The sequence below is a fragment of the Amycolatopsis sp. NPDC004079 genome (assembly GCF_040610415.1).
Lineage (GTDB): Bacteria > Actinomycetota > Actinomycetes > Mycobacteriales > Pseudonocardiaceae > Amycolatopsis > Amycolatopsis halotolerans.
The window spans coordinates 1-22,853 of sequence record NZ_JBEXMH010000104.1; the positions used below are offsets into that span (position 1 = coordinate 1).

General features: G+C 69.5%; 22 protein-coding genes. 13 read left to right on the forward strand and 9 right to left on the reverse strand.

The window, feature by feature from the left end; all coding sequences use genetic code 11:
- Positions 1-366: 366 nt before the first annotated feature.
- Positions 367-2,604 carry a hypothetical protein gene (locus ABZX37_RS46340; protein WP_354750739.1) on the reverse strand — a complete coding sequence of 746 codons (2,238 nt, stop codon included), beginning with the start codon at positions 2,602-2,604 and terminating at the stop codon, positions 367-369.
- 128 nt (positions 2,605-2,732) lie between these two features.
- On the opposite strand from ABZX37_RS46340, the gene ahcY reads away from it, so the two are divergent.
- The 3 genes from ahcY (at position 2,733) to ABZX37_RS46355 (ending at position 5,034) form a co-directional block, all read left to right on the forward strand.
- A complete protein-coding gene (gene ahcY, locus ABZX37_RS46345; RefSeq protein ID WP_354750720.1) occupies positions 2,733-4,205 on the forward strand; it encodes an adenosylhomocysteinase in 1,473 nt (490 codons plus the stop codon).
- A 101-nt stretch (positions 4,206-4,306) separates the two neighbouring features.
- The gene (locus ABZX37_RS46350) at positions 4,307-4,594 is read left to right on the forward strand and encodes a toxin-antitoxin system HicB family antitoxin (RefSeq protein ID WP_354750721.1); all 288 of its coding nucleotides are present in this window, start codon (positions 4,307-4,309) and stop codon (positions 4,592-4,594) included.
- A complete protein-coding gene (locus ABZX37_RS46355; RefSeq protein WP_354750722.1) occupies positions 4,588-5,034 on the forward strand; it encodes a type II toxin-antitoxin system VapC family toxin in 447 nt (148 codons plus the stop codon). Before ABZX37_RS46350 ends, ABZX37_RS46355 begins: the two co-directional genes overlap by 7 nt.
- Here ABZX37_RS46355 and ABZX37_RS46360 read toward each other — a convergent pair.
- Positions 5,031-5,573: a helix-turn-helix transcriptional regulator gene (locus tag ABZX37_RS46360; protein WP_354750723.1), complete on the reverse strand. Its 543-nt coding sequence runs from the start codon at positions 5,571-5,573 to the stop codon at positions 5,031-5,033. The two genes, ABZX37_RS46355 and ABZX37_RS46360, sit on opposite strands and share 4 nt — an antisense overlap.
- A gap of 47 nt (positions 5,574-5,620) precedes the next feature.
- Here ABZX37_RS46360 and ABZX37_RS46365 point away from each other — a divergent pair, with 47 nt between their 5' ends.
- Complete coding sequence (locus ABZX37_RS46365) at positions 5,621-6,085, forward strand: YbaK/EbsC family protein (RefSeq protein ID WP_354750724.1); 465 nt, start codon at positions 5,621-5,623, stop codon at positions 6,083-6,085.
- Positions 6,086-6,114: 29 nt separating this feature from the next.
- Here the strand turns inward: ABZX37_RS46365 and ABZX37_RS46370 are convergent, their stop codons facing one another.
- Both ABZX37_RS46370 and ABZX37_RS46375 read right to left on the reverse strand, forming a co-directional pair.
- Positions 6,115-6,573, reverse strand: a complete 459-nt coding sequence (locus tag ABZX37_RS46370; RefSeq protein ID WP_354750725.1) for a nitroreductase/quinone reductase family protein — start codon at positions 6,571-6,573, stop codon at positions 6,115-6,117.
- Positions 6,570-7,340: an SDR family oxidoreductase gene (locus ABZX37_RS46375; RefSeq protein WP_354750726.1), complete on the reverse strand. Its 771-nt coding sequence runs from the start codon at positions 7,338-7,340 to the stop codon at positions 6,570-6,572. Before ABZX37_RS46375 ends, ABZX37_RS46370 begins: the two co-directional genes overlap by 4 nt.
- Before the next feature lie 128 nt (positions 7,341-7,468).
- Here ABZX37_RS46375 and ABZX37_RS46380 point away from each other — a divergent pair, with 128 nt between their 5' ends.
- Positions 7,469-8,092 carry a TetR/AcrR family transcriptional regulator gene (locus tag ABZX37_RS46380; RefSeq protein WP_354750727.1) on the forward strand — a complete coding sequence of 208 codons (624 nt, stop codon included), beginning with the start codon at positions 7,469-7,471 and terminating at the stop codon, positions 8,090-8,092.
- 22 nt (positions 8,093-8,114) lie between these two features.
- Here the strand turns inward: ABZX37_RS46380 and ABZX37_RS46385 are convergent, their stop codons facing one another.
- On the reverse strand, positions 8,115-9,107 hold the full coding sequence (locus ABZX37_RS46385) for a hypothetical protein (protein ID WP_344286256.1): 993 nt from the start codon (positions 9,105-9,107) through the stop codon (positions 8,115-8,117).
- Between the two features lie 324 nt (positions 9,108-9,431).
- Between ABZX37_RS46385 and ABZX37_RS46390 the strand changes: the two genes are divergently transcribed.
- Positions 9,432-9,689, forward strand: a complete 258-nt coding sequence (locus tag ABZX37_RS46390; protein ID WP_354750728.1) for a hypothetical protein — start codon at positions 9,432-9,434, stop codon at positions 9,687-9,689.
- A 26-nt stretch (positions 9,690-9,715) separates the two neighbouring features.
- Positions 9,716-10,357, forward strand: coding sequence for a dTMP kinase (locus ABZX37_RS46395; RefSeq protein ID WP_354750729.1), 642 nt, complete (start codon positions 9,716-9,718; stop codon positions 10,355-10,357).
- On the opposite strand, the gene ABZX37_RS46400 is transcribed toward ABZX37_RS46395, so the two are convergent.
- Positions 10,354-10,926 (reverse strand): TetR family transcriptional regulator, encoded by a 573-nt coding sequence (locus ABZX37_RS46400; protein ID WP_354750730.1) that lies wholly within the window; start codon positions 10,924-10,926, stop codon positions 10,354-10,356. The genes ABZX37_RS46395 and ABZX37_RS46400 overlap by 4 nt on opposite strands.
- An 85-nt stretch (positions 10,927-11,011) precedes the next feature.
- On the opposite strand from ABZX37_RS46400, the gene ABZX37_RS46405 reads away from it, so the two are divergent.
- On the forward strand, positions 11,012-11,914 hold the full coding sequence (locus tag ABZX37_RS46405) for an SDR family oxidoreductase (RefSeq protein ID WP_354750731.1): 903 nt from the start codon (positions 11,012-11,014) through the stop codon (positions 11,912-11,914).
- On the opposite strand, the gene solA is transcribed toward ABZX37_RS46405, so the two are convergent.
- The 3 genes from solA to ABZX37_RS46420 form a co-directional block, all read right to left on the reverse strand.
- Positions 11,904-13,028 carry an N-methyl-L-tryptophan oxidase gene (solA, locus tag ABZX37_RS46410; RefSeq protein WP_354750732.1) on the reverse strand — a complete coding sequence of 375 codons (1,125 nt, stop codon included), beginning with the start codon at positions 13,026-13,028 and terminating at the stop codon, positions 11,904-11,906. The two genes, ABZX37_RS46405 and solA, sit on opposite strands and share 11 nt — an antisense overlap.
- Positions 13,025-15,259 (reverse strand): FAD-dependent oxidoreductase, encoded by a 2,235-nt coding sequence (locus ABZX37_RS46415; protein WP_354750733.1) that lies wholly within the window; start codon positions 15,257-15,259, stop codon positions 13,025-13,027. Before ABZX37_RS46415 ends, solA begins: the two co-directional genes overlap by 4 nt.
- A gap of 183 nt (positions 15,260-15,442) precedes the next feature.
- A complete protein-coding gene (locus tag ABZX37_RS46420) occupies positions 15,443-16,228 on the reverse strand; it encodes an IclR family transcriptional regulator (protein WP_354750734.1) in 786 nt (261 codons plus the stop codon).
- 173 nt (positions 16,229-16,401) lie between these two features.
- Between ABZX37_RS46420 and mtrA the strand changes: the two genes are divergently transcribed.
- From mtrA to raiA, 5 genes are all read left to right on the forward strand, one after another.
- Positions 16,402-17,079 (forward strand): MtrAB system response regulator MtrA, encoded by a 678-nt coding sequence (gene mtrA, locus ABZX37_RS46425; RefSeq protein WP_005150760.1) that lies wholly within the window; start codon positions 16,402-16,404, stop codon positions 17,077-17,079.
- Between the two features lie 7 nt (positions 17,080-17,086).
- Positions 17,087-18,817 (forward strand): MtrAB system histidine kinase MtrB, encoded by a 1,731-nt coding sequence (mtrB, locus tag ABZX37_RS46430; protein WP_354750735.1) that lies wholly within the window; start codon positions 17,087-17,089, stop codon positions 18,815-18,817.
- Positions 18,814-20,580, forward strand: a complete 1,767-nt coding sequence (locus ABZX37_RS46435) for an LpqB family beta-propeller domain-containing protein (RefSeq protein ID WP_354750736.1) — start codon at positions 18,814-18,816, stop codon at positions 20,578-20,580. The genes mtrB and ABZX37_RS46435 overlap by 4 nt, the downstream gene beginning before the upstream one ends.
- Positions 20,581-20,664: 84 nt before the next feature.
- On the forward strand, positions 20,665-21,309 hold the full coding sequence (locus tag ABZX37_RS46440) for a ComF family protein (RefSeq protein WP_354750737.1): 645 nt from the start codon (positions 20,665-20,667) through the stop codon (positions 21,307-21,309).
- Between the two features lie 767 nt (positions 21,310-22,076).
- Positions 22,077-22,760 carry a ribosome-associated translation inhibitor RaiA gene (gene raiA, locus ABZX37_RS46445; protein ID WP_354750738.1) on the forward strand — a complete coding sequence of 228 codons (684 nt, stop codon included), beginning with the start codon at positions 22,077-22,079 and terminating at the stop codon, positions 22,758-22,760.
- Positions 22,761-22,853: the final 93 nt, after the last annotated feature.

Here is a 22,853-nt window from a genome sequence, read left to right on the forward strand (position 1 = left end):
CTGCTTGTCAAGGCGGGAAAGATGCCTTGACAAGCACCCGCCGTCCGCATTTCTGGCTTCGTATCGGGGTGCGGGGTGGTGTGGGTGCTTGGTTGGTCGGGTGCATTGGCTGCGGTTTGGGCGGTGGGGTTAGCGCCCCAATGTGGCGTTGGGTGCATGCGACGCAACCAATGTGGCATTCGGTGCATCTGGCGCACCCAACGCCACATTGGGGCGCATCGCGGCGGCGATCAGGGGGCGGTCTGTGAAGGGCCCCTTGAGGGAATCAGATTCCCTCAAGGGGTCCCTCATGGACTGTCGAGGGAGTGAGGGGAACCCTGAGGGACTCAGAGTCTGTGAGGGTTCCCCTCACGGACATCGCGTGGCTTAGCGGGGGCGGGGAAGGTCGCCGAAGAGAGAACCCTGTTCGCCCAGGGTGCGGGCTCGGCCGTTGGGGCGGCCAAGGCCTGCGGCCATCGCGACTGCGTTGTCCCACTCCGGGTCGGCCAGGTACTCGGTGTGTTTGAGGACTCCGGGGGCCCAGCGGCTGCGGCCGTCGGGGGCGCGCAGGGGGTCGGGGACCCAGTGGTCGCCGCCCAGGATGAGGACTCCCGCGTCGTCCGGGGTTGCTTCCAGGGCTCCCCATTTGCCTTCCGGGAGGTAGCCCTCGCCCAGCAGATGGCCGCCGCTTGTTTGGTGCCGCCAGGTGGTTACGCCGCCGCCGAAGATGTCCGTTCCTCGGCACAGGGCGCGCCAGCGGCCGTCGAATGACGCGAACAGTTCGGCCAGCGAATCCTGCGGCAGGACTGCGGGGAAGGCTCGTTGGTAGCCCCACTGCAGGGGCGAGCCGGCGGTGAGCAGGCCGACTCGGTCGCGTTCGTCCGGGGGGAGTTCGGCGGACAGTTGGGCGGCGGTCAGCACGGTCAGGATGCTGCCCAGGTTCAGGCCGGACAACACGACTCGGGTGCCGGGTTCGGCCAGGTGTTCCTTGACCCGGTCTGCCAGTTCGGGGACGACTTTGAGTGCGTAGCAAGGCGGTACGCCGGGGTGCGCGGCGCGCGGCCAGAAGGAGACGAGGTCCGCTAGGGCGCCCAGGTGGCGGCTGCGTTGGGGGGAGCGGGCGGCGGAGTAGACCACTCGCAGCAGGCCGGCGGCCAGTGCGCCGAGCGCGAATACGCCGATCGCCGAGACTGTGGTGAACCAGTTGGGCTGCAGGTTGAAGCCGAAACGTACGACCAGCAGGGTGATCGCCCCGACGCACAGGCCCAGCGCGACGATCAACGCCAGGTGGTGCAGGTGACGGCGTTCCCAGGCGGAGCGGGCCCAGGCCCGGGCGGCGTCTTGTTCTTGCTGCTCGTCGTGTTCCATCAGTTCGACGATGGGCGGGACGCCGCGTCGGCGACGGCGCAGCGGGACGCCGATGGCGTACCCGGCGATGGCGAGCAGGGCCATCAGGCCTAGCCCGCCGCCCCACAGGACGGTGACCAGGTCGTACGTCGTGGGCAGGGAAAGCTTTTCGGTGTGGAGCAGTTTTCGGACGGCGATCGCCAGTCCGGCGCCGAAACCGCCGCCGAGGAGTCCGGCCAAGGCGAGAACCGGGGCCGCGGCCCATCCGCCGAGCCACGGGCGAAGACGGCGCGGGCGGTCGCGCCAAACGGAGCGGGCCAGCAGCGCGGACGGGATCAGCGCTAGGGCGAACAGCAACGTGACCACCAGCAGGGAGCCGCCGAGGCCTTCGACGGTGTTGTCGACGCCGGGGAGCCGGTTGTCGACCGGCTTGGCCAGCACAGCGGCGAAGATGACCAGCAGCGTCGCGAAGGTGATCAGGCTTCGGCGCGCGATGGTGCCGGTGTCGCTGCCGATCGCGCCGCCGATCAGGACCGCGAGGACCAGCGCGAGGGTGCAGATCCACCCGACCAGTTCCGGGATTTTCGTGGGCACCTGAAACGGCCCGCCCAGCAAGAGCAGGGCGATGCAGGCGAGTGCGGCGACGGCGTGCGTCGCGGACATTCCGGGCGCTTCCGGATCCGCGCGCAACCGCAGCGGGACGCCTTTGCGGCCTGGATGGTCGGGCGGGCGGACCCGCCAGTTCGTGGACGAGATCCGGTGCAGCGCGTAGACCAAGGACAGGAGCACCGCCACGCCGACACCGATGCGCAGCGGTCCCTTGCGCAGTTCCGGGGCTACCCAGGTCAGGCAAGCCCGTCCGGGTGCGAGGCATTGCGTCGCGACGAGGTCGAGCACGGCCGCCGCGACCTGGCTGACCAGCAGCATGGTGAGCAGCACCGAGGCGATCCGCAGCAGGCCGCGGCACAGGCCGCCGAGCCAGCGGCCGCGGTGCACCGGCGGCAGCATCCAGAACGCGACGTTCGCCAGCGAGAACGGGAACAGCAGCGCCCAGGCCGCCTTCGCGACGCCTCCGGACGTCATGCCGCTCCACAGGTAGCCTTCGACGGTGCGCGGGATCGACCGGCCGAGCGCGGGCACCACCGGACCGGGTGCCGGACGCCGCAGCCGGTCGGCCGGGCGCACCACGCGGCCGAGTTCGTCGCCGGCGACGTCGACGGTCTGGACCGTGTCGAGGAGCGTCTCGCCGCTCGTGCCCACGAGTCCGGACACCCTCATTTCGACGATGCGGGTGTCAGGGCCGGGGAGCGGGGCGGGCACGGTGATTCTCTCCTCATCCGTTCAAGTCAGGGTCGAGCCGACAACGGTACTGTTCAGGTGCCATCAAACCTTGGAGGAACCGCACTATGACCCCCGAAAGCGTTGTCAAGCGGCACGACACCCGGGGCGGCATCGAATTCGCCGTCGCCGATCTCGAGGCCGCCGAGTTCGGCCGGAAGGAGATCCGGCTCGCCGAGCACGAGATGCCCGGCCTGATGGCGCTGCGTCGCGAATACTCCGAGGTATACCCGCTGCGCGGCGCGCGAATCGCCGGTTCGCTGCACATGACCGTGCAGACCGCGGTGCTGATCGAGACGCTGGTGGCGCTCGGCGCGGAGGTGCGCTGGGCTTCGTGCAACATTTTCTCCACCCAGGACCACGCCGCGGCCGCGGTCGTCGTCGGGCCGCACGGCACCGCCGAGGAGCCCAAGGGCGTCCCGGTGTTCGCGTGGAAGGGCGAAACGCTCGAGGAATACTGGTGGTGCACTGAGCGGATGCTCACGTGGGAGGGCGAAGGCCCGAACATGATCCTCGACGACGGCGGCGACGCCACCATGCTGGTGCACAAGGGCACCGAGTTCGAGAAGGCCGGCGTGGTCCCGTCCGCCGACGACGAGGACCCCGAGGAGTGGAAGGTCTTCCTCGAGCTGCTGCGCGCGTCTGTCGCGGCGGACAAGGGCAAGTGGACCGCCATCGGGCAGAGCGTCAAGGGCGTCACTGAGGAAACCACCACCGGCGTGCTGCGGCTGTACCAGCTGGCGGCCGCGGGTGAGCTGCTGTTCCCGGCGATCAACGTCAACGACTCGGTGACGAAGTCGAAGTTCGACAACCGCTACGGCATCCGGCACTCGCTGATCGACGGCATCAACCGCGGCACCGACGTCCTGATCGGCGGCAAGGTCGCGGTCGTCTGCGGCTACGGCGACGTCGGCAAGGGCGCGGCGGAATCGCTGCGCGGCCAGGGCGCCCGGGTGATCATCACCGAGATCGACCCGATCTGCGCACTGCAGGCGATGATGGACGGCTACGAGGTCAAGCGCCTGGAGACGGTGCTGGACGAGGGCGACATCTACGTGACCACCACCGGCAACAAGAACGTGGTGATGGTCGAGCACATGGCGCGCATGAAGCACCAGGCGATTGTCGGCAACATCGGCCACTTCGACAACGAGCTCGACATGGCAGGCCTCGCCCGCTACCCCGGCGTGCGGCGCGTGAACATCAAGCCGCAGGTCGACGAGTGGGTGTTCCCGGACGGCAAGAGCATCCTGGTGCTGTCCGAGGGACGGCTGCTGAACCTGGGCAACGCGACCGGGCACCCGAGCTTCGTGATGTCGAACAGCTTCGCGAACCAGGTCATCGCGCAGGTCGAACTCTTCACGAAGACCGAGGAGTACGACAAGGAGGTCTACCGCCTCCCGAAGAAGCTGGACGAAAAGGTCGCCCGGATCCACCTCGAGGCACTGGGCGGCGAGCTGACGAAGCTGTCGAAGGAACAGGCGGAATACATCGACGTGGACGTGGAGGGCCCGTTCAAGTCGGAGCACTACCGTTACTGATCGCTGACGCCGAAGCCGCCCCGGAATGCGTTTCGGGGCGGCTTTTGTCTGCACATGAAAACACGTGATAGCTCTAATGGGTGACGTGTTATCATGATGCGGTGAAGCAATTGATCACTCGCGTCGACGACGAGCTGCACGCTCGGCTGAAGGCCAGGGCCGAGGCTGAGGGGCGCAGCATGAACGACCTGGTCACCGAAGTCCTCAGCGAAGCGCTCAACAGGGAAGAGACGCCGGAGGCATGGAAAGCCCGGCTGCTCGCGGAGGGCAAGCTGATCACCTTCGAGCCTGAGCGGGAGCCAGTCGGTCTCGACGAACTGGAGCGACGTTCGGCCGGTTGGGGAACGTCGGTCAGCGAGGCGCTCGACTGGTCACGAGGTGAATGGTGACTGTCTATTATGCCGATACGAGTGCAGTCGTGCGGGTGTTTTTCGCGGACGAGCCTGAGCATGCTGAACTGCGCGACTTGCTTGCGAGCGGCCGGAACCGGGTTCTCACCAGTGAGCTGACCCGGATCGAGTTCGCCAGCGCGATGGCGGCGGCCAAGCGCTCCGGGCTCATCCCGGACGCGCGGGAGTTTCTGGATCAGTTCGATGCGATGAGCCGTTCTTCGACGTTAGGGGTGATCCCGTTTCGGCCTTCGCGCGTTTTTCCGGCCGCTCAACGATTGGTCGTCGAGAACTATTCCCTGCGCACGCTCGACGCGCTTCATCTCGCGGTCGTGATGCGGGAAACCGCTGACCTTACTGGTGGCGAACCTGTCACTGTGGTGACCTGTGATGCGCGTCAGGCCGACGCGGCAAAAGCGAATGGGCTTCTCGTCCGCTAACGCGGATACTGCATCGTCAACACCGCCGTAGCCGGTCCGCCAATTCCGCGGTAAACATGGTCCGTTTCCGCGATAAACGTATGCGTCTCGGCAGCGGAAACAGTCGCCGGAGCGGAAACCGGCCCCACCTCCGCCGTTCCGGTCAACACAGTCAGAACCTCCCGCACCCCAGCGCTGTGCGGATGCGACACCTGAACCCGCTCATGGATCGTCAGCCGGTACACCTCGGTCACGCCGTCCGCGTCCTCCCAGCGGCCGAGCAGGGTCGCCGCCACGCTGTCGCCGTGTGCCTCCGCCACTCCGTCGTCGCCGAAGAGCAAGTCGCTCAACGGGATGGACAGCGCGGTGGCGATGGCGAACAGCGTGTCGAGTGTCGGGTTCCGGCGGCCGTTTTCCAGTTCCGACAGCGTTCCCTTGCCGAGGCCGCTGTCGGCGGCGAGCGTGGTCAGGCCGACGCCCGCGCGGGTGCGCAGCGTTCGGATGCGGGTACCGACCGCCGCGGCGAGGGCGCGGCCGTCCGGGGCGGGTGACGTCGACACCCGGCCTAGTCTAGTGTTCTGTTTACAGAACAGCTGGAGGTGTGCCGATGTCGGCAATGCAGAACGTGCAGGACGCGCTCGACGAGGCAGGCGTCGCTGGTCAGGCGCGGACTCTTCCGCAGTCCACGCGGACGGCGGCCGAGGCGGCGGAAGCGCTGGGCTGCACGGTCGGCGCGATCGCGAACAGCCTGGTCTTCATGGCCGACGACGCCCCGCTGCTGGTCTTGACCAGTGGTGCGCACCGGGTGGACGTCGAGGCGCTCGCCGCGCGGCTCGGGCGCGGCCGGATCCGCCGGGCGAAGCCGGACGAGGTGCGTGCGGCGACTGGGCAGGTGATCGGCGGGGTCTCGCCGGTCGGGCATCCAGCACCGCTGGAGACGGTGGTTGACGAGGCGTTGCGGCAGTACTCCGAGGTGTGGGCCGCGGCCGGTACGCCGAACGCCGTCTTCCCGACGACGTTCGACGAACTGGTCCGGATCACCAAGGGCACGCCGCAGCGGGTGGACGAATAAAACGCCGCTTCGCGGTTGAGGATCCGCGATCACGGCCGAGGGCGGAAGCTGATGCGCATCAGCCTGCTGTCGGCCCAGTCTTCAAGCCGAGTCGGCCGGATGGTGCCGGGGTCGTGGGGCTGATTGAGATCCGCGACGATCTCCGCCAGCACGGCCTGACGTTCCGCTGGATCGGTGACCGGCGTGGCCCGTGCGGGCAGATCTGCGCGGATCCCGTTTTTGAGGTGGAAGGTGAAGCCGGGATTGGCGAGAAGGTTCGCATGCCAGTCGGTCGCGGCCCCGCCCGCGCCGCTGCACAGGTAGGTGCTGCCCGCGGCTCGGTAGAAGAAGATCTCGATGCGGCGTGGCCGGCCGGTGCGGCGGCCCCGTGTCGTGATGTCGATGATCCTTTCTCTGGTGCCCGCGGCGGGAGTGATCTCGACGGCTCGTCGGATGTGGTCGGGCCAAGACGCGTCCGGCGCGGAGCCGTTCGGGTCCGGAGTGCTCATGCCTGAAGGGCGGGGCCGAGGAGGAGCCCGCCGTCGATGACGTACTCCGACCCTGTGACGAACGACGCGTCTGATGACGTGAGGAACAGGAGAAGCCGGGTGACGTCGGCTGGCTCCCCGAGCCGGGGCACGGCGAACGGCTCCGGTGAGTAGAAGTCGGCGATCGCCGCGGTGGCGCCGGCCGCTGGTTCGTGGATGAAGGGGGTCGAGATCACGCCGGGGTGGATGGTGTTCACGCGGATGTGGTCGCGGCCGAGTTCGAGCGCTGCCGTTTGGGTGAGGCCTCGCACGGCCCACTTGCTGGCGACGTACGGCGCGTAGTGCGCCGTGCCGCCCAGGCCCATGATCGAGGCGATGTTGACGATGGCTCCCCCTGCCGCGCGGCGCAGGGCGGGGGTCGTGGCCTTGATGCCGAGGAAGGTCCCGGTGAGGTTGATGCCGAGGACGCGCGACCAGGTGGCCTGATCCGTGTCCTCGATGGTCGCGGGCGGATTCTGCACACCCGCGTTGTTGACGAGCACATTCAGTGCGCCGAAGGCGGCCTCGGCGGCTGACGCGGCGGCGGCCCACGAACTCTCGTCGGTGACGTCGAGGCGGACGAAGCGAGCGCGGGGTCCGAGTTCGTCGGCGAGAGCGGTGCCGCGTCGCGCGTCGATGCCGCCGATCACGACGTTCGCTCCCTCCGCGTGAAATGCGCGCACGTGGCTCGAGCCTTGGCCGCCGGTCCCGCCGGTCACGAGCACGGTCTGATTGTCGAAGCGGGGCATCGAATGTTCCTTCGGTGCGGGGGTGACTGGCCGAGATCGCCAGTGGTGAGCCGAGTGACTCGCCATCCACGCCGACACTAAGCATGCGGCAGTGGCGAGTCAAGCCACTCACCTCGTATGCTCGGCCCATGAGCAAGGTCGTGCCGACGTATCACCAGCGCGTCGCCCAGGAGAAGCGCGCGCTGATCGTGGCGGCCGCGACCGCACTGTTTCTCGAGCTGGGCTACGACCGGACGTCGCTGGCGCGGATCGCGGAGTCCTCGGGCGTTTCGCGGGCCACCTTGTTCAAGCAGTTCCCGAGCAAGGCTGCCCTGTTCGACGCCATCGTCACCGAGTCATGGTCGACCGCCGACGAGGAGGACCCGCCGCCCGCGGGCAACGTCGTCGACGGGCTCGGCGTCCTCGGTCGCCGTTACGCCCAGCTGCTGGGCCGGGCCCAGATGACCGACCTGTTCCGGATCGTCATCGCGGAGTTGCCGCGGTTCCCTGAACTGGCTCATGCGCAGTTCTCGCGTGGGAAGATGCCCTACTTCGAATCCGTGCGCAGCTACCTTCTGTCTGAACACGAAGCGGGGACGGTGCGGGTCGAAGACGCGGACCTCGCAGCCACCCAGTTCCTCGGCATGATTTCCAATTACGTTTTCTGGCCGACGCTCCTGGTGCCGGGCTGGGAGGTGAGCGCCGAACGCGTCGCTCAGGTAGTCGACGAGGCCGTCCGCACTGTCGCCGCCCGGTACGCCGTGACTGGATGAGGGGCGGCGGCCAGCGATTGGCTCAGTTCCATTCCACCGCGATGCCGGCCAGCCCCGGGCCGGTGTCGCGGAAATACCCGCTCGTCACGCCGCCGGTGTCGCACGGCAATTCCTCCGCCTCGACCGGCAGGGCGTCGTCGCGGGCGCGGACCTCGCGGGTGATCCGGGCGGGCATCGCGGTGGGCGCGAACTGCAATTGCAGCAGATAGCTCGCACATTGGTCGCGAAGCATCCGGTAGTACCCGGGGAACGTCACGGCGGAATTGTCATGGATTTCGAAGCAGAAAACGTGGATTTCGCCCTCGGCGAGCTTCCGGTCGAAAAGCAGTTCCGTCGCCATCGTCTCGCGCGCCGGGTGCCTGCGGATCCGGCCGACGCGGCAGCCTTCCGCGGTGATCAGCTCGACGTCGTCGATCCGGCAGCCGGGGTCGCCGTTGTAGACGGCCACGTACCGGTCCGGGCCGTGCCGCCGCGCGCGGGTGACCAGCCGGGTCCGGAATTTGACCTGGTGCTGCTGCTCGTCGATGGTGATCTGGTCGTGCACCGACAGCATTTCCAGGTCGGAATTCGACTGCCGGGACGTCGGCGGCGCGCCGAGGTCGCTCATCAGCTGCTCGACGATCGCGCCCATCTCGCCCGAGCGCAGGTCGTGGAACGACGCCGCCGCCTGGTGTCCGCGCGGACGCGCCGTGCGAGGGCCGATCAGCACCACCAGCGAGTCCGCGGGCAGTTGCAGCACCGACTCCAGCGCGCGGACCGCCGGCAGCGCCTTCGGCACCTCAGGCTGGCGGAGCCCGCGCTGCCAGTAGCTCAGCGTCGACTGTCCGATGTGGACGCCGCGGAGCGCGAGGTGCGCCCGCAGCCGGGCGAGCGACAGGCCGCGATGCGCGATCGCGAGCCGCAGCGCCTGGTGGAATTCACCGGACCGCAGTGCTTCGCCGAGCTCGGGCGGCAGTTCACCCGCGCCGCGCCGGCCAGGTTCCATGATCAGTGGGCCATCCCCGTCTCGTGCCACCGCTGTCCCTTCAACGCCGCCCGTGCGCTGGGCGTGAATGCCGCGGAACGTTCACGTTAGCAGCGCGCGGTCACGGGTCCGGCCCCCGTTTGGTGTGCTTGGCCACGGAAGGGTAACCGTTCCGTGTTCCATCGCCGACCCGGAACACCCCCGTTGCCGGACGGGCATCTTGCTCGGAGTGATCGACCAGTTCACCGTTGTGACCACCACTGGCCACGTCTAGGCGGGAGGTGCGTCATGGGCTTGGGGAAACCGAATCACGTGGGAAGCACTGCCGGGCGGGTCCGGCGGTCCTCGACCAGTTGCCGAAGGCACGTCGGACGCTTGCTGCTCCTCGTAGCGTTCACGGGCCTGGCGTTGCCGGTGTCGGCTCCGGGCGCGGGCGCGGCGCAGCCCGCCGACACCGGCAACGCCCACCTTACGGCCGCGCCGCGCAGCGAGGTGGTGCCAAGAGACGGCCAGAGCACGCCTGCGCAGCCGCACGGCGACGACTGGATTCCGCTGCTTTGCCTCGCCGGACTGCTGGTCGCGGTGCCGGTGGGTTACTTCGGCTACGTCCGCGCGCGCCGCGAGGCAGCCTGAGGAAGCCACCAAGTATCTTCGACGGCGTGGGGCGACTGGTCGTAATCGAAGGTCTGGACGGCGCGGGCAAGCGCACGCTGTCCGAGGGGCTGACTGCTGCGCTGAAGGACGTTGGCGCGAGCGTCGGCAGCCTCGCCTTCCCTCGCTACGGCCGGAGCGTGCACGCCGATCTGGTGCGCGAAGCGCTGCATCGCGGGCACGGCGACCTCGCCGATTCGGTGTACGGAATGGCGCTGCTCTACGCCCTCGACCGCAGCGGTGCGGCTGACGAGATCCGCGAACTGCTCGAGGCCAACGACGTGGTCCTGCTGGATCGCTACGTCGCCTCGAATGCCGCCTACGCCGCCGCGCGGCTGCGCGAGCACGCGGATGGCGCTGTGGTGCAGTGGGTTTGGGACCTAGAGGTGACGCGGTTCGGGTTGCCGCGCCCGGACGCGCATCTGCTGCTGCGGGTGAGCCCGGAGGTCGCTGCCGAGCGGGCGGTGCGCCGGGCGGAGTCGGACGCCGCACGGGCGCGAGACGCGTTCGAGTCGGACGATTCGCTGCAGCAACGTTGTGCCGCGGTGTACGACGAGCTGGCTGCGGAGTCGTGGCTGGCGCCGTGGCAGGTGCTGGACGGCGTGGCTGGCGTTGATCTGCCGACGCTGGCGAAGTCTCTGCTCGCTTAACCCAAGGCCGCGGTAGCGGTGCGCAATTCGTCGAGCGCCTCGACCGCCAGCGCGCCGAACTCCCGCCGGTTGCCTTCCTCGATCCATCGGTGGAAGGCCGTGCCGAACGCGAGGCAGCCCAATTCGGCCGCCACGGTGACTGTCGGCTCGCCGACTCCGCGCGCGGCGAGCGCGTCGTGCATGCCCGCGACCAGCTTGGTGCGCTTGAGCAATTCGCGTTCGAGCAAGTCGGTGTTCGCCGCCACGACCGGCTGCCGTTGCCGGGCCAGAGCGAGCCGCTCGCCGGTGAAAACCGCCGCGACGGCAGCCAGTGCCCCGCTGACCGCTTCGAACGGCGTCGCGCCCGGTGGCGACCCGGCAATGCCCTCGGAGAACAGCCGGGTCAGTTCCTCCTGGCCGCCGAACAGCACTTCCCGTTTGTCGGCGAAATAGCGGAAGAAGGTCCGCTTCGTGAGACCGGCGCGTTCGGCGATCTCGGCGACCGTCGTCCGGTCGTAGCCGCGTTCGGTGAACAAGTCGAGCGCGGCCCGCTCCAAGCGTTCGCGTGCGTTCGGTTCCCAGCGGCCCATGCCGTCCAGTCTAGGTGATGACACCGGATGACATCAGGCGTACTGTTGATGGCACCAGGTGTCATCAACAGTGAAAGGAAGGCCCATGCGGGTTTTCGTCACCGGAGCCAGCGGGCATGTCGGCTCGGCTCTCGTCCCCGAACTCCTCGCCGCCGGACACGAGGTGGTCGGCCTCGCCCGGTCGGACGCCTCCGCCACGACTCTCGCCGAACGCGGTGCGCGGGTCCGGCGCGGCGACCTCGACGATCTCGACGGCCTGCGCGCGGCGGCCGCCGAGGCGGACGGCGTCGTGCACTTGGCGTTCAAGCACGACCTGATGGCCAGCGGCGAGTTCGCCGGAGCGGTCGACGCGGATCTCGTCGCGCTGAAGGCGCTCGGCGAAGCTCTCGCCGGCACCGGGAAACCACTGGTCTCGACCTCCGGAACCCTGATGTTCGCCGGGCTCGGCCGCACCGGCGTCGAGGACGACCGGCTCCCCGGCGGTCCGCGCGTGGACGCGGAGAACTACGTGCTCGGGCTCGCCGACCGCGGCGTCCGGACGTCAGTCGTGCGGCTGCCGCCGTCGGTGCACAGCTCGCTCGACAAGCACGGTTTCGTCCCGACCATGATCCGTTTCGCCCGCGCGGCCGGTGTTTCGCCGTACGTCGGCGAAGGGGCCAACCGCTGGTCCGCCGGGCACACGCTCGACGCGGCCCGGCTCTACCGGCTGGCGCTGGAGGGTGCCCCGGCTGGGGTCGTGCTGCACGCGGTCGGCGACGAAGCCATTTCGCTCCGGCAGATCGCCGAGACGATCGGTGCGCGGCTCGGTGTCCCGACGAAGTCCATCACTCCCGAGGAAGCTCCGGCGCACTTCGCGTTCCTGGCTCCGATGGTGCAGTCGGACGCGCCGACGTCCGCCGCGCGCACGCGTGAACTGCTCGACTGGAAGCCGGAACACCCTGGCCTGCTTGAAGATCTGGCGGAGGAGCACTACTTCGCTACGGCGTGAACCTCGCCGGGTCGAACAGTGAGATCGGATGCCGCGTCGTGCCGTCGACGATCAGATCGGCGAGGATCTCCCCGACCACCGGCACGAATTTGAAGCCGTGGCCGGAAAACCCGCACGCCACGACCGCGCGCGGATGCTTCGGGTGCGGGGCGATCACGAAGTGCTCGTCCGGGGTGTTGGTGTAGAGGCAGGCCGCCGCGCGGCGGAAAGTCGCCGGGAGCGTCGGCATCCGGGAGCCGACGACCGCTGCGACCGCGCGGACCTCGTCGTCGTGGATCCGCCGGTCGATCGTGTCGGCGGTGCACGGCTCGCCGCCAAGGTGGATCGCAACCTTGACGCCTTGCGCGGTGTGCGCGGGGAATCCGTAGAACTGGCCGCCTTCCGCGGTTTCCCAGATGTAGACGGGATGGTCGACGAACGGCTGCGCGTCCTCCGGTTCGAACCAGTACTGGACCTGGCGGCGCACCTCGAAATCGACGCCTAGGTCGCCGAGCAGCACCGGTGCCCACGCGCCGGGACACAGCACGAGCCGCTCGGCGGTGTAGTAGCTCGAAGCGGTGCCGACGCGCACCCCGGTTTCCGTGCTGGTCCAGGTGAAAACCTGCTCTTCGTGGTGCAGTTCGGCACCGTGGCGCGCGGCGAGTTGCAGGTGCGCGGCGACGCTTCCTTCCGGCGACACGAAACCGGCGCCCGGTTCCCACAGTGCCACCTCGTCCTCGGCCGGGCTGATGGTGGGGAACCGGCGCCGGATCTCGTCCGCGTCCAGGATTTCGTGCGGGATGTCGAATTTCTCGGCGGAAAGCGTGCTGCCCGTGATCGTGCGCGACTCCGGCGGTCCGCCCATCACCGCGCCGCAGCGGGTGAACAGCGACCGTCCGGAGTCGCGTTCGAGCTGGTCCCACATCTCGTGCGCGCGCAGCAGCAGCGGTACGTAATCCGGACCTTCGAGGTACGCCTGCCGCGTGATCCGCGAACCGCCGTGGCTCGAACCGAGGTTGTGCACCGGCGCGAACTGGTCGATCCCGAGCACCTTCTGGCCCCGTTCCGCCAGCCGGTAGGCAGCCGCGCTGCCCATCCCGCCGAGACCGATCACGATCACGTCGTAGTGCGTCATTCACTGCTCCTCAACGGTTCCGCGGCCACCCTCGCCGCGAACCGTTCCCCGAAGTGCTCGATTTCCACTGGCGTCCGCGGCCGGGCGTCCTCGACGGGAAGCCAGGCGTAGGCCAGGTTTTTGTCGACGGTGTAGCCGTACGCGCCGCTCGTGACGTATCCCGCCGGGCGGCCGTCGACGTACACCGGCTCCCGACCCTGCATGACGGAAGGCGCGTTGTCGACGGTCAAGCACACCAGTTTCCGCCGCACCGTCGACGGAGAACGGTGCAGAAGCGTGTCCCGGCCGAGGAAGTAGCCCTTGTCCATCCGCACCGCGAACCCCAGCCCGGCTTCGTACGGGTCATGCTCGGTGGTCACGTCGATGCCGCAGCTTCGGTGCCCTTCCTCCATCCGGAGGCTGCGCAGCGCGTCCTCGCCGGCCGCGACGATCCCGTGCGGCTGCCCGGCTGACCAGAGCGCGTCCCACAGCGACCGGCCGAGGTCCGCGCCGGTGTGCAGCTCCCAGCCGGATTCGCCCACCTCCGACCCGCGCAGCACGGTCACCGGCACGTCGCCGACGTACGTCCGCCAAACCCGGGAGTCCGATGTGGACAGTTCGGGCAGCACCCGTTCGGCGAGCGGTCCCCACAAGCCGAGACAGCAGGTGCCGCCGGTCGTTTCACGCAGCTGGACCGAGCCGTCGCCGGGAAGATGACGGCGCAGCCAGGCGACGTCCCGGTGATGCCGCGCGGCGACGTGAAACTGCTCCACGCCGAGCCGGGCGACGGTGAGATCACTGCGGACCCCGCCGTCCTCGCCGAGCAGCAACGTGTCGGTGACCGAGCCGGGCGGACGGTCGAGCTGGTTCGTGGTCATGGTCTGCAGAAACGGCAGCGCGCCGCGGCCGGTGATCTCCAGCCGTCGCCGCGGGGTCATGTCGAACAACGCCACCCGGCTCCGAGTCGCGACGGCCTCCGCGCGGCTGTCGGAATACCGCCGCGGCCGCGCCCAGCCGTCTTCCTCGCGAAACTCCGCGCCCAGCGCTACTTCGCGTTCGTAGCAGGGCGTGGTCCGCAGCAGTTCCGTCGCTGGCCGTTGATGCCCCGCCGTCGCCAAACTCCGCTCCCGGACCCGGCCGGGGGCGAGTTGCAGCCGATCGAACCGGGCGAGGTCAACGGAGTGCAGGTCGAGGTGCGCTTGCCCCTCGATGAGCCAGCGCGTCAACTCCCGCGCGACCCCGGCGGACCACGCACAATCCACCGCCTCGGCGATCCAGAACCCGTCGAGATCCGGATGCTCGCCGAGCAACGGCAAGCCGTCCGGCGTGCCCGGAACCAGCTGTCGGACCCCTTCTTCGACCTTCGCCTCAGCCAACGCGGGCACCAACCCGAGCGCAGCCGTCCACGACTCCTCGAAGCCCGCCGGAGCGAACTCGGCATCGGCGTCGACCGGGCCCAGCGCGCTGATGCCCAGCCGGTCGACGTGCTCGCGCAGCGACAGCCCGGCACCGCGCAGGATCGGTTTGTCCGCCTCGGTGAAGTGGTCGTTGTCCCCGGCGAGCTGCGCCAGCGGCGTGGTCCGCGCGTGATCGACGGCGATCGGCACCACCGGCACCGCGAGATCGACCAGCCGCCCGAATTGCGGCCCGCGCACTCCGGCACACGAGATGACCACGTCGGCGCGGAACCGGTCGGTCGCGGTCGCCACCGCGGTCACCCGGCCCGCCGTGCGCACGATCTCGACAATCTCTTGCCCGGTAAGGAATTTCGCGCCCCGTTCCTTGGCGCGGCGGGCTTGGGCGAGCGCCGCGCGGATCGGTTTGACGAGCCCGTCGCCGGGAAGGTGCAGGCCGCCGAGCACCTTCACGGGGTCGAGCAGCGGGTGCAGCTGGGCGCATTCGCCCGGTTCGCGCAGATAGCCGCGCACGCCGGACGACGTCGCCCAGCCAAGCCGTTGCCGCAGCCGGGAAAGCTGCTCCGGCGTGGTCGCGAGTTCCAGGCTCCCGACCGGCTGGAAGCACCAGCCGCCGTCGACGGTCAGCCCGCTGTACTTCTCCGCGGTGTACTTCGCGAACTCGGACGCCGTGCGGTCGGCGTGCGTGCGGAACAGGAGTCCTGGCCCGGCCGAGGCGATCGCCGGTTCCGGTTCGAGGACGGTGACGTCCGTCCAGCCTCGTTCGGTCAGCTCGTCGGCGACCGCGCAGCCGAGGAGCCCGGCGCCGAGCACAACCACCCGCGGTCGCACCGCCATCGCGAGGTACCTCCTGCCTGCCGGCCGTCGCGGACGGCCCGGCTCGGGACGAGACAGGCATGCCGGAACGCCCCCGCCGGGGAACGGACGCGTTGCGGATGGAGATCGATGTTCCGTCTGCTGCAACTCACAAATTGCGGGATCGCGGGCGCGCTGTCAAGAGAGCCGCCGCGGCCGGGGAGATCACGCGGAAAAGTAGCCAAGCTGAGCGGAAAGCTCCCGCGCCGCGTCGGCCATCGGCGTGACGATCTGCCGGATCCGCTGCTTGGACAGCCGGTAGGACGGACCGGACGCGCTCATCGCCGCCACGACGTCGCCGCCGGGACCGCGCACCGGCACCGCGACCGCGTGCATGCCCAGTTCCAGCTCCTCGAAGGACGCCGCGTAGCCGTCCTCGGCGACGCGCTCCAGCTCGGCCGCCAGCTCGTCGCGGTCGACCGTGGTGCGCGGCGTGAACTGCTCCAGCTCGTGCGCGAGCATCCGCTTGCGCTCGGCGTCGTCCATCGCGGCGAGCAGCACCTTGCCGCTGGAGGTGGCGTGCAGCGGCGTGCGCTGCCCGGTCCAGTTCTGCGTGGTGATCGCCGCCGACCCGCGGGCCTGGCTGATGTTGATCGCGACGCCGTCGTCGGCGATCGCGATGTTGACCGTCTCGCCCAGTTCCTCGGCGAGCGTCTGGCAGGTCTGCCTGCCGAGCTTCGCCAGGTCCATCCGGCCGGTCGCGGCACCCGCCAGCCGGACCACGCCGAACCCGATCGCGTACTTGCCGCGTTCGCCCAGCTGCTCGACCAGTCCGTGCGCCTCCAGCACGCTCAGCAGCCGGGACGCGGTGGACTTGTGCACCCCCAGCTCGCCGGCGATCTCGGTGATGCCGGTTTCGCCGTTGCGAGCCAGCAGCTCCAGGACTGTGATGGCCCGGTCGACGGACTGCACCGCGCTTCCCGTTGCGTTTCCCGAGTCCTGGTTCCGCATAGCGCAACAGTAACCGTTCGGCTGCGATCTGTTCGGCTGAGCGGGCGAATCCGGTCGCGGCCGGACGCCGGAAGGGGCCGGATGGCCCAACCGGGCCGGTGATCTTGATCTTTCCGGTGGTCAAACGCGCGGGTCGTGCGCGCGGGCGTGGGCGGTAGTGCGAACATGTGGTCATGAAGGCACGTGTCTTGGTGGTCGACGACGACCCGGCGCTGGCGGAGATGCTCACCATCGTCCTGCGCGGCGAGGGGTTCGACACCGCGGTGGTCGCGGACGGTTCGCGGGCGCTGCCCGCGCTGCGGGAGCTGAAACCGGACCTCGTCCTGCTCGATCTCATGCTGCCCGGCATGAACGGCATCGACGTGTGCAAGGCGATCCGCGCCGAGTCCGGCGTGCCGATCGTCATGCTCACCGCCAAGAGCGACACCGTGGACATCGTGCTCGGCCTGGAGTCCGGCGCCGACGACTACGTGGTGAAGCCGTTCAAGCCGAAGGAACTCGTCGCCCGCGTGCGCGCCCGGATGCGCCGCACCGAGGCCGAGCCCGCCGAATCGCTCACCATCGGCGACCTCGCGATCGACGTTCCCGGGCACGAGGTCACCCGGGAGGGCAAGGCGATCCCGCTGACCCCGCTCGAGTTCGACCTGCTCGTGGCGCTGGCCCGCAAGCCGCGCCAGGTGTTCACCCGCGAGGTGCTGCTGGAGCAGGTGTGGGGCTACCGGCACGCGGCCGACACGCGGCTGGTGAACGTGCACGTCCAGCGCCTTCGCTCGAAGGTGGAGAAGGACCCGGAGCACCCCGAGGTGGTGCTGACGGTGCGGGGGGTCGGGTACAAGGCCGGCCCGCCGTGATCCGCCCATGACCGGTTTCGCGGGGCGGCTTCGCGCCGCCGCCCGCGCCACGGCCCGGCTCTCCGGCCGGGTCGTGGTTTTCGCTCGCCGCCGCGCGGTGGCGTTCAACGAACTGTGGAAGCACTCGCTGCAGTTCCGCGTCACGATCTCGACGCTGGCGCTGTCCTCTGCCGTGGTGTTCGTGCTGGGCATGGTCCTGCAGAACCAGATCACCGAACGGCTGCTGGACACCAAGCGCCGCGCCGCGATCGAGCAGACCCAGGCGCTCGCCGACACCGCCGCGCGCGAGCTGGTCGGGATCGGCGGCGAGTCCCCGGACGCGCTGCACACGCGCCTGCAGAACGCGCTCAAGAAGATCTCGACCACGTCGTCGTCGCGCGCGGGTTCCACCGCGGGCACCTTCGAACCGGTGCTGGCCAGCGTCGGGCGCGGGCAGTCGGACACGGACCCGGTGTATGTCGGGCCGTTCACCTCCGTGCCGGAGCGGCTGCGCCAGTTCGTTGAGGCCGACCACCTCGCGCGGCTCGAGCACACCGTCGACGAGAACGGCGTGCGGACCACCTACCTGATCGTCGGCACCTCGCTGATGTCCGGGGCCAGTCCGCTGCAGCTGTACCTGCTGTTCCCGCTCACCAGCGAGCAGACCACCGTGTCGACCGTCCAGAACACCTTGTTCGTGGCCGGGATCGTGCTGCTGCTGTTGCTCGCCGGCATCACGAACCTGGTGGTCCGGCAGGTGGTGCGGCCGGTCCGGCAAGCCGTCGCGGCGGCCGAGCAGTTCGCGGGCGGCGATCTCGACCAGCGCCTCGCCGTAGTGGGCGAGGACGATCTCGCCAAACTCGCGGTGTCCTACAACAGCATGGCGGCCAGCATCCAGAACCAGATCCGCCAGCTCGAGGAATTCGGCGGCCTGCAGCGCCGCTTCACCTCCGACGTGTCGCACGAGCTGCGCACCCCGCTGACCACCGTGCGGATGGCCGCCGACGTACTGCACGCGTCCCGCGAACAGTTCCCGCCCGGACTCGCCCGCTCGACCGAGCTGCTGGTCGACGAACTGGACCGGTTCGAGGCGCTGCTCGGCGACCTGCTGGAGATCAGCAGGCTCGACGCGGGCGTCGAGGAGCTGTCGGCCGAGTACATCGACGTGCGGCCGATCGCGACCCGCGCGGTCGAGCAGGTGCGGGTGCTCGCCGGAACCGCGGGCAGCGTCGTCGAACTGGTGCTGCCGGACGAGGACACCTCCGCCGAGGTGGACGCGCGCCGGATCGAGCGGATCCTGCGCAACCTGCTGGCCAACGCCGTCGACCACAGCGAGGGCAAACCGGTGGTGCTGACGGTCGCGGTGAACGAGACCGCGGTCGCGATCACCGTCCGGGACTACGGCGTCGGCCTGCGGGCCGGGGAAGCGGAGCTGGTGTTCAACCGGTTCTGGCGTGCCGACCCGTCGCGCAACCGGCGCACCGGCGGCACCGGGCTCGGCCTCGCGATCAGCCAGGAGGACGCGCGGCTGCACGGCGGCGTCCTCGACGCGTGGGGCGAGCCGGGACACGGCGCGTGCTTCCGGCTCGAGGTGCCGCGCCGCCAAGGCGTGCCGATCGCGGAAAGCCCGCTGGTGCTGCCGCCGCCCGACGCGGTTTCGGAGATCACGCTGTCGCCGTCGTCGGTCGCGGAACTGCATCCCGCGCCGGAAGCGATCCTCGCCGATCCGGCCCCGGACCGGGAGGAGGTCGGTCAGTGAGGCGAGTGCTTCTCCTTCTCGCCTGCGCGCTGGTGCTCGCGAGCTGCGCGAACGTTCCGCAGGAATCGCTGCCGGTCGTGGTGTCCGCGGAAAAGGCGCCGCAGCAGGCCAACAACGCGCCGGAACCGCCTGCCAACGCAGAACCCCTCGACATCGTGCGGCTGTTCATCAAGGCCAACGCCGATCCGCGGTCCGGCAACGCGGCCTCGCGGGCGTTCCTCGACGACAAACAGCGCGGCGCGTGGCGGCCGAACCGCTCGTTCACGATCATCGACAAGACCTTCAGCACGGTCTACGACACCGTCGCTTCCGGCCCGACCACCACGGCCACTCCGTCCTCGACGGCGCCGGATCCGAACGTCCGCACGGTCACGGTGCGCGGTTCGGTGCTCGGCACGCTGAGCGCGGACTCCGCGTTCATCCCCGGCAGCGGTCCGGCCGAGCAGACCTTCCAGGTGCACAAGCAGGCCGACGGCCAGTGGCGGATCTCCAGCCCGCCCCCGCCGGTGCTGCTGGTGACCGACGACGAGTTCGACGGCAACTACAACCCGGTCTCGGTGAGCTTCTACTCGCCCGATTCCGGGGCCTTCGTGCCGGACCTGCGCTATGTCCCGGCGAAGCCGCAGTCTGGCATGCCGGGCCGGGTGATGGACCTGATCCTGCAGGGCCCGTCGGCCGGGCTCACCGGCGCGGTGAAGAACCTGTTCGGCGACGGGGTGTCGCTCGAGAACAACGTGAAGAACAACGACGACGGCTCGCTCACCGTCCCGTTGACCGGGCTCACCGGGACCAGCCCGGAAACCCGGTCGCTGATCGCCGCGCAGATCGTGCTGTCGATGCAGACCGTCACTTCGACCCGGATCCGGCTGCTCGCCGACGGCGCGCCGCTCGTGCGCGACCACGAGTACTGGCGCGGCAGCGACGTGCCCTCGTACACCGCTTCCTCGTCGCCGAGCCCGGACCTGCGGGGCCTGATGACGATCGGCGGCCGCGTCCGCTCGCTCAGCGACGGCGCGCCGATCGCGGGCCCGGCGGGCAACGGCGAGTACCAGGTGGTGAACGCGGCCCAGTCGATCGACGGCAAACGGCTCGCGGTGGTCGAGCAGGACGGCGACCGGGTCCGGCTGCGCATCGGCGACCTCGGCCGCGAACTGCCGACGGTCGAGCTCGGCGGCGGTTCGCTGAGCCGCCCGACCTGGCGGCCCGCCCCGAGCGGGGCCGGTCCGTCGAACGAGGTGTGGACGGTCGTCGACCATTCGATCATCGCGCGGATGGTGCTCGACCCGAACGGCCGCTGGCTGCGCCAAAGCGTCAACGCGAACGACCTGCTGGCACTCGGGCCGATCGGCGTTCTCCGGCTTTCCCGGGACGGCGCGCGCGTGGCCGCGACGGTGAACGGCCAGCTGGTCGTGGCGTCGGTGGTGCGCAGCGGCGACACGGTCACCTTGCGCGAGCCGCGCGTCCTGCAGCCTGGTGTCCTGATCGACGTCTTGGACGTGGATTGGGGTTCTACGCCGGACACGCTCGTGGCCGCGACGTCCTCGCCCTCGCAGCCGGTACAGCGGCTGTCGGTCGACGGACGGCGGATGGACGCCTACAACAGTTCGAACCTCACCGCTCCGGTGCGCGCGGTCGCGGCGGTCCCGGGCCAGCCGATCGTGGTCGCGGACGCCGGGGGGCTGTGGACGGCGACCGAACTGGGCGAGGTGTGGCGGCCGCAGTCGCACTCGATGCAGAACGCGGAGCCGTTCTATCCGGGGTGATCCCGGGACTTTCCCGGCGCGGATTTCGGGCCCCGGCGCTCGCGGGGCCCGAAACTGTCGGTGGTCGCGTGCACACTCTTGGTCATGGTGCTGAGACTTCTGCTGAACCTGCTCCTGCCGACCTTCTGCGCAGGCTGTGAAAACCGCGGCGCGGCCGTGTGCGCCGGATGCTCCACGGCGTGGGGGTCCCCCACTGAGGTGTTTCGCGCGCCGCTGGCGGCGTTGGCTCCGGCCTACGCTTTGGCTCGCTACGCGGGTGTCGCCAAGCGAACCTTGATCGCGTACAAGGAACGCCGCCGTCGGGACGTGGCCCCGTTTTTGGGGCGGATGCTGGCCGCTGGCCTGATGACGTTGCTGCCGGGCGGTCCTCGAGCCAGTCCGTGGTGCCTGGTCCCCGCCCCGAGCCGACGCGCCGCCTCGCGGGTTCGCGGAGGCCCGCACGTCCTGCGCATCGCGTCGGAAGCCGCTCGGCTGACGGGTGGTTATGTCGCGCCCGCCCTGGCGCTGACCGGCGGACGGGACGCGGTCGGCTTGAGCCGGGCGGAACGAGCGGCCAACCTGGAGGGGCGGCTTCGCTTCGCCGCGGCCGGCCGGCCGCCGCCGGGCGCGCGGGTCGTGGTGGTGGACGACGTGATCACCACAGGCGCCACGTCCGCCGCATGTGTCACGGCGTTGAAAAACGCGGGCGTGCCAGTGGTGGCGGTGCTCGCCCTGCTGGCGACAGTCTGAAAGGCAGCCTGTCCCCACGTCCGAAACCCGAACGCGCCCTGGCCCAGTCCGCCGAGAATCCGCCGGGCGCCGAGACCGGCGCCATCCGAAACCGAAATCCGGTTGCGCGGAAACCGATCACCCGCGCCGGTCGCGGCCACAACGGAACGATTCCAAAAACCACCCACCCGAAAAACTTTCTCCGCTTTCCCGCCAGGGAGGTAACTCGCGCTCGAACGCCCACTACCGCCAGGTGTCACCTACACGAGTGATGTCAAGAGGGAACCTCCCGCGGCCGTCGCCCGTTGTCCGGACATGAGGATCAAGGCCGGAATCACTCCCGCAACGGGGCAGTTCGCCGAGGTGGCGGCTGTGCTGGGCGGGTCGGTCACCCTCGGCGTCCGAGGTGCCGCCGGATTGCGCCGTCCGCGTGAAACTTGGGCACGCGGGCTCGGCCTTCCGGGCGGCGGTTTCGGGCTGCGCACGCATGATTCACTGCGCCCCGTGACGGGTTCCCGGATCGTGACATCCCCCGGCTCGGGGGCTGTTGCGGACGGCGTGATGAAGCTAACGTGCACCGCTATCAGCAATACCCGCAGGCAGGGAGGTGTGCAGCCCATGTCCCTGGCGCCGGCGGCCCGCTGAGTCCGCGTTCGCGCTACCGCCACGAGACGTCGTGATCCGGTCGCGAATTCTTTATCAGCCCGCCGAACCCGTGCAGTAGCCGTTCAGTACCGGTGCCGTGAGAACACAACAGCTCGCAGTTTCCTCAGCGAGGGAGGTCGTGTATGGACATCGTCGTTAAGGGCCGCAACGTGGAGGTGCCCGAGCATTACCGGGCGCTTGTCAGCGAAAAGCTGGCCCGCCTTGAGCGCTACGACAAGAAGGTCATCCGCTACGAAGTGGAACTCTTCCACGAACCCAACCGCAGGCAGGCCAAGAGCTGCCAGCGCGTCGAGATCACCGGGAAGGGCCGCGGTCCGGCTGTTCGCTCCGAAGCGAGCGCGGCCGACTTCTACGCAGCGCTCGACTCCGCCGTCACCAAGCTGGAAAACCGGCTCAGGCGGACACACGACCGCAGGCGCGTGCATTACGGACGCAGCCGTCCTGAGTCGGTCGCCGAGGCGACGTCCGTGGTCGGCGGATCCGATGCCGTCGCCGGGCCCGCCATGGGCACGGCCGTCCTGGACGCACCCGACGCGACCGAACCCATGGTGAACGGTTTCGCGGCGACGAGTGCGGGCGACATTCCCCGGCAGGGGCGCTGGGAAGACGAGGACCTGGGCCATCAGCCCGGCCGCGTCGTCCGCGAGAAGCAACACGACGCGGACCCCATGACGGTGGACCAGGCTCTCTACGAGATGGAGCTGGTCGGCCACGACTTCTACTTGTTCAACGACTCCGAGGCCGGCCGGCCGAGTGTCGTCTACCGGCGAAAGGGCTTCGACTACGGCGTGATCCGGCTGGGCTGAGCCCACCCGGAACAACCTCTCCGAACCGTCCCCCGCGTTGTTCGAGCGGTTCCCGGACCTGGCGCTGGCGGTGGGCGGGGAGAAGCTGGAGCC